Source organism: Candidatus Marinimicrobia bacterium CG08_land_8_20_14_0_20_45_22 (assembly GCA_002774355.1).
GTDB lineage: Bacteria > Fidelibacterota > UBA2242 > UBA2242 > UBA2242 > 0-14-0-20-45-22.
In genome coordinates, this window is sequence record PEYN01000006.1 from 1 (window position 1) to 9,980 (window position 9,980).

At 47.5% G+C, this 9,980-nt stretch carries 7 protein-coding genes; 3 read left to right on the forward strand and 4 right to left on the reverse strand.

What is annotated here, in order from left to right; all coding sequences use genetic code 11:
- The 4 genes from COT43_00400 to COT43_00415 form a co-directional block, all read right to left on the reverse strand.
- On the reverse strand, positions 1-1,322 hold a 1,322-nt coding region (locus COT43_00400), incomplete at its 3' end, for a peptidase M3 (protein PIS31089.1).
- Between the two features lie 112 nt (positions 1,323-1,434).
- The gene (locus COT43_00405; protein PIS31090.1) at positions 1,435-2,904 is read right to left on the reverse strand and encodes a selenocysteine lyase; all 1,470 of its coding nucleotides are present in this window, start codon (positions 2,902-2,904) and stop codon (positions 1,435-1,437) included.
- Between the two features lie 22 nt (positions 2,905-2,926).
- The gene (locus tag COT43_00410) at positions 2,927-3,346 is read right to left on the reverse strand and encodes a VapC toxin family PIN domain ribonuclease (protein PIS31091.1); all 420 of its coding nucleotides are present in this window, start codon (positions 3,344-3,346) and stop codon (positions 2,927-2,929) included.
- Positions 3,343-3,594 (reverse strand): type II toxin-antitoxin system prevent-host-death family antitoxin, encoded by a 252-nt coding sequence (locus COT43_00415; GenBank protein PIS31092.1) that lies wholly within the window; start codon positions 3,592-3,594, stop codon positions 3,343-3,345. The genes COT43_00410 and COT43_00415 overlap by 4 nt, the downstream gene beginning before the upstream one ends.
- A gap of 164 nt (positions 3,595-3,758) precedes the next feature.
- Between COT43_00415 and COT43_00420 the strand changes: the two genes are divergently transcribed.
- From COT43_00420 to COT43_00430, 3 genes are all read left to right on the forward strand, one after another.
- Positions 3,759-5,381, forward strand: a complete 1,623-nt coding sequence (locus tag COT43_00420) for a zinc carboxypeptidase (protein PIS31093.1) — start codon at positions 3,759-3,761, stop codon at positions 5,379-5,381.
- The gene (locus COT43_00425; GenBank protein ID PIS31094.1) at positions 5,378-6,082 is read left to right on the forward strand and encodes a hypothetical protein; all 705 of its coding nucleotides are present in this window, start codon (positions 5,378-5,380) and stop codon (positions 6,080-6,082) included. The genes COT43_00420 and COT43_00425 overlap by 4 nt, the downstream gene beginning before the upstream one ends.
- 62 nt (positions 6,083-6,144) lie before the next feature.
- Positions 6,145-9,980: hypothetical protein (locus COT43_00430; protein PIS31095.1), on the forward strand; the 3,836-nt coding region annotated here is incomplete at its 3' end.

Consider the following 9,980-nt stretch of genomic DNA (forward strand, 5'->3'; position numbering starts at 1 on the left):
CCCCGCTTACTATCCCGCGGAAAATAATCAACGTACAGGATTCCGACATGCGTACCGTCGGCTTCCTTGACCTCGTAAACCTTAACATCTTCATGATATTTGGGGATATCGTTACGCTCGGTGAAGGTTATGCCATAGAGTTTCGTTGCGACGTTAAAAGCGCCTTGCCGCACATTTTCTAGATCAAAATACGGGCGAAGCATTTCATCATCAAGATCGAACTTCTCCTTGCGGAGTTTTTCGGTATAATAAAACCAGTCCCACGGTTTGAGTTTTAGGTTTTTCGCTTCTTTGGCCAGCATCTTCTGGAGATCTTTAGCTTCACTCTGAGCGCGTTGAAGCGCCGGTTTCCATAGTTGATTCAGCAAATTGTAAACAGCCTCCGGATTCTTTGCCATGTTTTCTTCAAGAACAAAGTCGGCGTGCGTTGCATAGCCCAGCAGATTCGCGCGTTGCAGACGCAGAGCGGCGATTCGCACCAAAATGGCTTTATTGTCGAATTCGTTGTTATGGTTCCCGCGATTGGCGTAAGCCTTGAACATTTTTTCCCGCAGGTCCCGTTTTTCGGAATATTGCAGAAAAGGCCAGATGCTGGGCGCTTTGAGTGTGAAAACCCATTTGCCCGATTTTCCGCATTCGGTAGCGGTTTCACTCGCCGCAGTGATAACCGATTGCGGTAATCCGGCGAGATCGGACGGATTTTCGATAACGAGTTCAAACACATTATCTTCCTTAAGAATGTTATCACCGAATTTGAGCGACAAAACCAACAGTTCTTCGTTAATCTTGCGGAGTTCCGCCTTTTGGAAATCGTCGAGATTCGCCCCGCCTCGCACAAATTCCTTGTAGTATTTTTCCAGCAGTGTCATCTGTTCTGTATTTAAACCCAATTGGTCTTTTTGATCGTAAACGGATTTGACCCGCTGAAAAAGTTTGGCATTCATCAAAACATCATCGCTATGCTTCGATAGCAATGGCGCAACAGTATTGGCAATATTTTGAAGCGAATCATTCGTGTTTGAGCCGAGCATATTGTAAAAAACATTGCTGACGCGCGATGCCAACTCGCCAGTGCCTTCCATAGCCTCGACCGTATTCGCGAAATCTGGCGCCTCGGGATTCTCGGCAACGGCGGCTACTTCGATGCTATCTTGCTCGATTCCGGCTTTGAAAGCAGGCAAATAATGTTCATTCTTGATTTTATCGAACGCCGGGGTTTCGAACGGCGTCCCATATTCACTAAAAAACGGATTGTCAATCTTTTTACTGCACGACATAAATAGCAAAAAAATTCCACACAGTACGAAAACGGTTTTTTTCATCGTAAAGCTCCTTAAAATATTGTGAGATTATTATCGTTATAAAAGTCAAAATACTACCCTAAAAAACTGCATAAATATACATGCTCGCAAACTAAACTTGGAATAAAATTATTTAAGCAGTTTTGAACGTCGCTTTCAGGTCAATGCTGGCTTTGGATTGATTCAGATTTTCGAAATCGCCGGTGGCCTGATTAAAATGGTAATCTCGTTTCCAATCGGTCTGATTTTGCATAATAGCACTGACAGCCGAAGCGATACAACGGATTTCGGTTTCGGTCATGGTCGGATGTAGGGAAATGCGCACCCAGCCGGGTTTGCCGCTCAGATCGCCTTTATCAATGAGGTCAGTAATTTCCTTCGACTGTTTATTATCGATATGCAGTAAATCGTGACCGTAAGTTCCTGCGCACTGGCAACCACCGCGCGTCTGAATCCCGAAATGGTCGTTGAGCAGGTGTACGAGTAGATTGTGATGCACTGCCCGGCTGTAAAATGAGACAAAGCCGATGCGGTCGTGGTTTTGCGCCTCCAGAACGGTTATTTCCTGAATTTGGGCGAGTTCCGCCATCAGCAGTTCGGTTAAAATATGTTCCTGAGCGATGAGATTTGTCGTTCCCATCTCCTCTTTCAGCAGAATGGACAGCGCGGCGCGGATAGCTTGCAGAAAACCCGGCGTTCCACCATCCTCGCGCATTTCAATATCATGATAAAAATAATGCCCGCCCCACGGATTCGTCCACAACACGGTTCCGCCGCCCGGATGATCCGGAATGCGATTGTCGTATAGCTTTTTATCGAACAGGATTACACCGGACGAACCCGGACCGCCCAGAAATTTATGCGGTGAAAAGAAAATCGCGTCTAATTTCTGTTCCGGTTTTGCGGGATGCATATTTACTTCGACATACGGCGCCGAAGCCGAGTAATCGGCAAAGCAGAGCCGACCGAATTCGTGCATGATCTCCGCCATCTCGTGGATCGGCGTAATCAAGCCGGTGACGTTCGAGCAAGCTGTGAACGAACCGATAATCATTTTGCGGTCGCGATTCAATTCCAAGATAGTACGCAGGTGATCGAGATTGGGCAAACCATCCGATTTTTTACTAAGCAGAATCGTATCGCAACAACATTCCTCCCAGGTCGTCTGGTTGGAATGATGCTCCATGTGAGTCAGAATGACGAGCGCCTTTTCCTGCGGCGGAATCGCAATCTTTCCCCGGAATTTATCCGGCAAACGCAGACCAAGCAGGCGCTGGAATTTGTTGACGACGGCCGTCATGCCGAATCCGGCGAACAACAGAATATCGTCACTTCCAGCATTGACATGTTGCTTGATGATGCGGTGCGCCTGATGGTAGGCGTCGGTCATGATCGTGCCGGTCAGAGTCGTCTCGGTGTGCGTATTGGCAACGTATGGTCCAATCACATTGGCTATGTATTCTTCAATCGGCCGATAAAGCCGCCCGCTGGCCGCCCAGTCGGCATACAGAATCGGCAGGCGACCGCCGGGAAAATCGTACTGCTGGTCACAGCCGATGATGTGACGGCGAAATTTTGCGAAGTATTTTTCTAAGTTGGTCATAGAGTCCCAATCAATTATATTTTCATTTCCAGGGATTAAATATCTCTACGTTGGCTGATTCAAAATCGGTGGTATTTCTGGTAACTAAAACTAATTCATGACTGCTTGCAGTTGCAGCGATTAAAGAATCAATTGCAGGCAGTGTACGACCTTTTTGTTCGAGTAAAGCCAATTGCCTGCCCCAGATAATCATCACTTTTATATCAAGTAGTAAAATACGTTTTTGAAATCGGATTAGTAAATCTTCGTGAAGCCATTCAGATATTTTCTTTTTGCGGATTGAGTCTGATAGTTTAGCAACGCCTTTTTCAATCTCACCAACAGTTATGACGGAAAGGAACAGGTTATCCTCGTCAATACTCTCGAGCCATTGTATTACTTTTCGATTCGGTTGTTTTCGTACCATCTCGGAAATGACGCACGTATCCAACAGGTACTTCATAATTCCGTTGACCGCGAATTATCCGTCATCCGTTCAATTTCCAAGTTCACGCCGACCAACGGCGAAGATTGAAAAAATTCCGTGATCCGCGAACGTTTTTGTTGCAGATTTTTATAGTCTTGAACAGAAATAATCACCGCCGTAGCCGCACCATGTTTGGTGACAATTTGCGGACCATTTTTCAACGCCTCGCCAATCACTTCGCTGAACTTGTTTTTCGCATCCTGGATTTGCCATGTTCCTTTCATTTCTCACCTTCTGGCTATTCTGTCCAGAATTTAAAGATTCAAACAACTGAATGCAATTATTAATTATGTTGACTTGAAAATCATTACCTACGCTTATAATAACACCATAAAGTTTAGTAAACATTCCTTGTAAAACTACGCCGGATTTTCTACTTTCCAGTGAGATGTGGAAACAGCGACAATCAGGAAAAATAGGTAGTGTTCCGCTGATTTTGTCTTTTTTCACGATTTTTCCGCTCTTCGCCGCAGAACCGGTTCCGGCCGATAGCCCCGAATACTATTTCCGATTTAAAATTCACGATCGCGCCGAATTGGCCAGGCTGACCCGCATTATTTCCATCGATAATGTCCTCGATTCGGTCGTCACGGCTTATGCCAATCGCCAGGAATTTGCGGCTTTTGAGAAACTCGGCTACTCGTGCGAAATTCTGCCGCATCCCGGCTCGCTGTATCAGCCGCGCATGAGTAAATCGCTGAAAGAGGCTGAAAACCTCGACTCCTATCCCACCTACGAAAATTACGTCACTATGATGAACCAGTTCGCGGCTGATTATCCCCAAATCTGCCGGGTTGAACGCATCGGCTATTCGGTACAAGGCCGTGAACTACTGGCCGTTAAAATCTCCGATAACGTCGCCGCCGATGAGATCGAACCGGATTTGTTCTATACCTCGACCATGCACGGTGACGAGGTCGTCGGTTATGTCCTAATGCTCCGTCTGATCGACTATTTATTGACGAATTATGCAACCGACCCACAAATAGCAAAACTGCTCGACAGCGCTGAAATCTGGATCAATCCACTCGCCAATCCCGATGGAACCTATGCCGACGGTAATTCGACGGTTTTCGGCGCGACGCGGTACAATTCCAACAGCGTCGATCTAAACCGCAATTTCCCCGACCCGGCATACGGCGCTCATCCGGACAGAGAAAATTATCAACCAGAAACCTCGGCAATGATGGAATTCGCCGAAAAGCATCATTTTGTACTCTCGGCAAATTTTCATGGCGGCGCCGAAGTCGTGAATTATCCATGGGAAACCTGGGTGCGGCTTCACGCGGACGATTCATGGTTTCAAACGCTCGCGCATCAGTACGCCGACACAGCCCAGCAATTCGGTGGAACCGGTTACTTTGATGATTCAGCGTTCGACGACGGCATCACAAATGGTTATTGCTGGTATCCCGTTCATGGCGGCAGACAGGATTTTATGACCTATTTTCAAAACTGCCGGGAAGTCACGATTGAAATTTCCGATATCAAAATGCCTGCCGCTGAGGCACTGGATTATTTTTGGGAGGCAAATTTCCGCTCGCTCATTCATTTTCTCGAAAATGCCCTATTCGGGATTCATGGAATCGTCACCGATCCGTTCGGAATGCCGTTAAATGCAACGATAACGCTGATCGGCCACGACGCCGACAATTCGGAAGTTGTTACCGATCCGGATTTAGGCGATTATTATCGTCTCTGTTCGCCCGGAACTTACCGGATGAAAATCGAATCGGATGGATTTTTTTCCGCGGAGATCGATTCCGTAGTCGTTACGGCGGATCATCCGACGATTCAAAATATCCGCCTGAAAAAAGATTGTCTGGCTGGCGATGTAAATCAGGATGGTTTCATCGATGTGACCGATCTTTTACGCGTCGTTCGCTATTCACTCAATCGCGTTCAGCCGGACGAACAGCAAAAATTTCCCGCCGATTGGAACGCAGACGGTCGCATTGACCGACAGGATATTCTGGGAATCGTAAATGTCATTTTGAATTCGTCAAAATGATTTATATTTTATGCACGATGAAATTTTTATATCAAAACACCAAAATAAATAGACCGCCGTGTCTACTGCTGGCGATTCTTTTCCTTGGCGGATGCGCCGCGCACCCGACGATCAGCCCAATTCCGCTGAAGAAAGGCGAAGTCTTTACCGGTGTCACGCTATCAACCGAAAACGTTCTGCCGATGTTCGTCTATCGAAAGGGTTTATCAGAAACCAGCGACTTTGGCATTCGCGTTGGGCTTCCGATCTATGGCACCGGCATCGATTATTCTCGCGTCGTCTATTTCCGGAAAAATGCGTACGACATTCTGAATTTCGCCTTTTCCATCACGCCGAATTCCAACTTCGATATGACTTACTACTCCGTGAAAAGACTCTCCGGCAAACCGCAGAATTCCTATTACACCGGCTTCCGCGCGATGATCATTCCTCACGGCATAAACGATCAGCGTTCAGTACGCGTCGGCTTCTTGATGGGATTGAATTTTTCCCGAAAAGTCGGCGTCGAACTGGGCTATTTCCACGACCTCGACCGTGGACAGCCACTCGAATATATTCTCAGCTCAAAAGCGCACAACAATCCGAAATATCCGGCGGTGACCGAATACGGTTTCCCAACGGAGAATTCGCGACTCGCGGGACTCTCTTTCCAGCTTTCTTTCAACACTAAAGTCTTTCAGAAAAAAAGCAAAACGAAGTAATTGGATTTCCGTCACACCACACAACCGACTAAAAGGATAAATTGGATGCGGAAGTTTGTTAGATGAAACGAACCATTTTAAACATCGCCGCCCTCCTGCTCCTCGCCGCAATATCGGAAATGGCAACCGCCGATGTCCGATTGGTTGAACCTACACAAACGTTGACGCCGTCCCGAATTTCACTTTCTCGGCCAAAAACAGACGAATTGACAATTGCGCTTCAAACAGGCGAGTTAGCAAAAAAAATCGTTCAGGACTCAACGGGCGAATTTTTAAAATTGGCGATGAAGGGCGAAAGCTACACGCAGGAAATCGGCAAGGCGCGTTTACCTGTCATTCGTCGGATCGTTTATCTTCCGGAAGGTTCGGAAATTTCTGTTCGGCTGATTCACACGACGGTCGAGACGGTCAATTTGGAAGAAATCGCCGGACATTTGCCAATTAGCCCGGCGCAACCGCCGATTCCAAAATCGTCAGCAAATCCAAATCGCCCGTTCATTATGAATCGTGAGTTTTACGAAAAGGACACGATTTATCCCGAAAATCCGGTTCGCATCGTTGGAGAATTTCAGATGCGAAATCATCGCGGCGTCATTGTTGAAATTTGTCCAGTGCGATATAACCCAAAGCAGGGCATTTTGAGCGTTTCGACCGATATGGAAATCGGAATCGAATATACACCGACCGCGAGTAAATCATCATCGATTACCGGTATTCCGGAATTCGATAAAATCGCGCAGGGAATGTTTCTCAATCCACTTGAAAAAAGTTCAACCGTGTCCGATTCCTCGCTGAATTTTCTGTTCGTCGTCGGCGACCGATTCGTTTCGCATCCGGATTTGTTGCGATATATCGCATGGAAAAAACAGAAAGGATTTTGTGTCACGGTCAAGTCGGTGACCGAGTTAGGCGGAACGGCGGTTTCCATTCGGAATTACATATTATCTGCCTACCAAAGTCAGACACCGCCTGCTTATGTTCTACTCGTCGGCGACGTTGAACATATTCCTACGTGGACCGGCGGCGAAAGCAACTCCGAAACAGACGTGGATTATACGCAAATGACGGAAGGCGATTACGTTTCGGATATTTTCTTGGGACGTTTTTCCGCACAAACTGACTCCGAACTGAGCACTATCATCAACAAGTCACTGACCTACGAATTAGCGCAGTTCCCAACGATGAATTGGCAAGATCAGGCAACATTCATCTCCTCTGATGATTCGACTTACTATTACATTCCAGAAAGTTCTCACAACTTCGTCATCGACAATTACATGACGCCTAACGCAATTGCCTCGACACACATCCGCGGACATTCCGGCGGAACAACCGCCAATATTCTAACCGAAATCAATTCCGGAACATCGGTCTGTAATTATTCCGGTCACGGTTCAAAAACGGCGTGGGGGGGGCCGGTATTTACAGTTTCCAACGTCAATTCTCTGACAAATTCGGGTATGACTCCATTCATCGTCAGTAACGCCTGCCTGACCGGTTCGTTCAGCACGATAACCTGTTTTGGCGAGAGTTGGATTCGTGCGGCAGGAAGAGGCGGTTTCGCATTTCTCGGCGCATCTAATTCGAGTTATTGGGATGAAGACGATTGGATGGAACGCCAGATGTTCGGCGCCTATTTCAATCAAAAATCCTACAGCATCGGCACGATGAAATTGGCCGGCCTGATGAATGTCGTGGAAAACTCTCCGGACTACGCCGAATATTACTTCGATATTTACAACATTCTCGGCGATCCATCCATCGTTCCGTGGTTCGGTCAGCCGCGCGTCGCCGATGTCGTTCACGAACCGGTTTTTTATTTTGGCAATGAAACGTTCAACGTTCAGGTCAACGTCAGCGGAACCGGCGAACCGAACGTGCTTGTCGCGCTGTTTAACAACGAAACGCTGATCGGTTCGGGGCATACAGATTTGACGGGAGCGGTGACAATTCCGATTGATGTTCAACCGGATTTAATCGGCAAGATATTGGTAACGATAACCGGCGTCGATCTGAAGACAGTTGTCGATACCATTGCAATCAAGAAGCCGCCAATCGTATCTATCGAACCGGACTCTGTTCGAATTTCCGAATCAACCGAAGTCCGGGTGCGCGCGATTGATTCGGAGACGTCGCAACCGATTCCTAATGTCGAAATCTCTCTGGAAAACTGGGAATTCGATTCCGTTGTTGCCCAAACGGATACGACTGGTCTCGCCGTTTTTTCGGTGATGCCTCGTTTCGGCGAAAAGATACAATTGATCGGCAAACGTAGTCCCGACCGACTTATTCTTTTTACTGGTTCATTGAACGTGATCGGCGGAATCGTTTTTCAACAACCGGACATTTCAGCAAGCGTCGAATCTATCGGTCTGGTTGGATCGTTGACCACGGATTTTGAAGGAATCGTTTCGGCATCGTGCGCTGAATCCGGTATCCGATTATTCGTCAAAGGATGCGGCATCGATACCTCCGCCGCCGCGAATTCCCTCGCCGTAACGCCGCGAGTGACCGGCGAATTGCGCGCCGCCATTACAAAATCCGAATATGACATTTATGAAGAATCCATTTGGGTTCAAAAAGTATCCGCTCAACTTTCCGGCGTCGTGCAGGATTCAAGCGGCAATGGTTTGCAAGGCGTCAGCATCTCCGGCTTTCTTCTTCCTGATTCGGTGAATGCGACTTTTAATGTGACTTCCGGGCAATCGGGGACATTTTCAACCTCTTCGCAACTGAGCGTCGGAAACTATCTGATCCGCGCGGAACTGTTCGGATACAAACTTTTTTTAGAACGATTATTCTTAAAATGCGGCGAAAATCTTACCACGATCGTTATGCAGGCAGACTCCGGCGGCTGGCTTTCGGGCAAAATCACCGAAACCGTAACGAATCTTACACTCGACGCGACGATCAAAATCGACCGGCAATCCATTGACGAATGGATTAGTTACACGTCTGTCACTTCCGACGATTCGACCGATGGAAATTATCGCATCCATCTCCCTTATGGCGATTACCGTCTCGTATTTTCGTCACCGCGACACATTTCCCGGTTGCTGGTTATGACCGTTTCCCAGTCGGAATTAATAAACAACGTTTCATTGGACACGACGCGGGCAGATATTTTGATCGTGGATGATGACACGGGCAAACGAACGCCGGACAAGCAAAAGATAATCTCAGGAGAATTTTACGAAGTGAAATCGGATGTCGTCATCGCCGATAAAAGTCCATCAGCAAGCGAATTCTCGCGCATTCTGACGGAACTCGGATATTGGGTCGTTTGTGAAAAATCAGCGCTATCCGATGCATCCACATGGACGAATTACGATCTGGTCATCTGGACTTCCGGCAGTAGCACAAATCCGATCGGTGACGATCGATGTAGGATGGCTCTTGAAACCTATGTCACCGGCGGCAGGAAATTGCTCATCGAAGGCGGCGAAATCGCCTGGAAAGCTTCTACGGAAACCACATTCACAAATTTCCGGCCAAACGTTTTGCACATCGAAAGTTGGTCCAAAGATAACGCAGGCGATCTCACGCTTATGCTTCCGGATCATCCCGTTGCCATTATGCCGAATTCGCTTTCCACTATTTACGATTTTACTTCTACATCATTCGGCGATCAGGACGGCTGTCAGGTGCGTTCGGAAGCGCAGGCGATCTATTGCGGTTCCGGAATAGCCGAATATGCGGGCATCATTGCTTACGACGACAACGAAATTCCGATCGGCGGTCAAAGTTTATTCATGAGCGTGGCTTTCTATCATTTGGGCGACTCACTCGAACGAAAGGCGTTGCTGGAAAATGTCGTCTCGTGGTTGACCGCGCCGGAAAATCTGACGAAAGGCGATGTAAACCTCGACGGAAAATTTGACGTGCTGGACGTCGTTCA

Bases quoted from the DNA above. Each gene is read 5' to 3' on its own strand.
- COT43_00405 (PIS31090.1), bottom strand. From the start codon at position 2,904: ATGACCAACTTAGAAAAATACTTCGCAAAATTTCGCCGTCACATCATC.
- COT43_00425 (PIS31094.1), top strand. From the start codon at position 5,378: ATGATTTATATTTTATGCACGATGAAATTTTTATATCAAAACACCAAA.
- COT43_00415 (PIS31092.1), bottom strand. From the start codon at position 3,594: ATGAAAGGAACATGGCAAATCCAGGATGCGAAAAACAAGTTCAGCGAA.
- COT43_00410 (PIS31091.1), bottom strand. From the start codon at position 3,346: ATGAAGTACCTGTTGGATACGTGCGTCATTTCCGAGATGGTACGAAAA.
- COT43_00420 (PIS31093.1), top strand. From the start codon at position 3,759: ATGTGGAAACAGCGACAATCAGGAAAAATAGGTAGTGTTCCGCTGATT.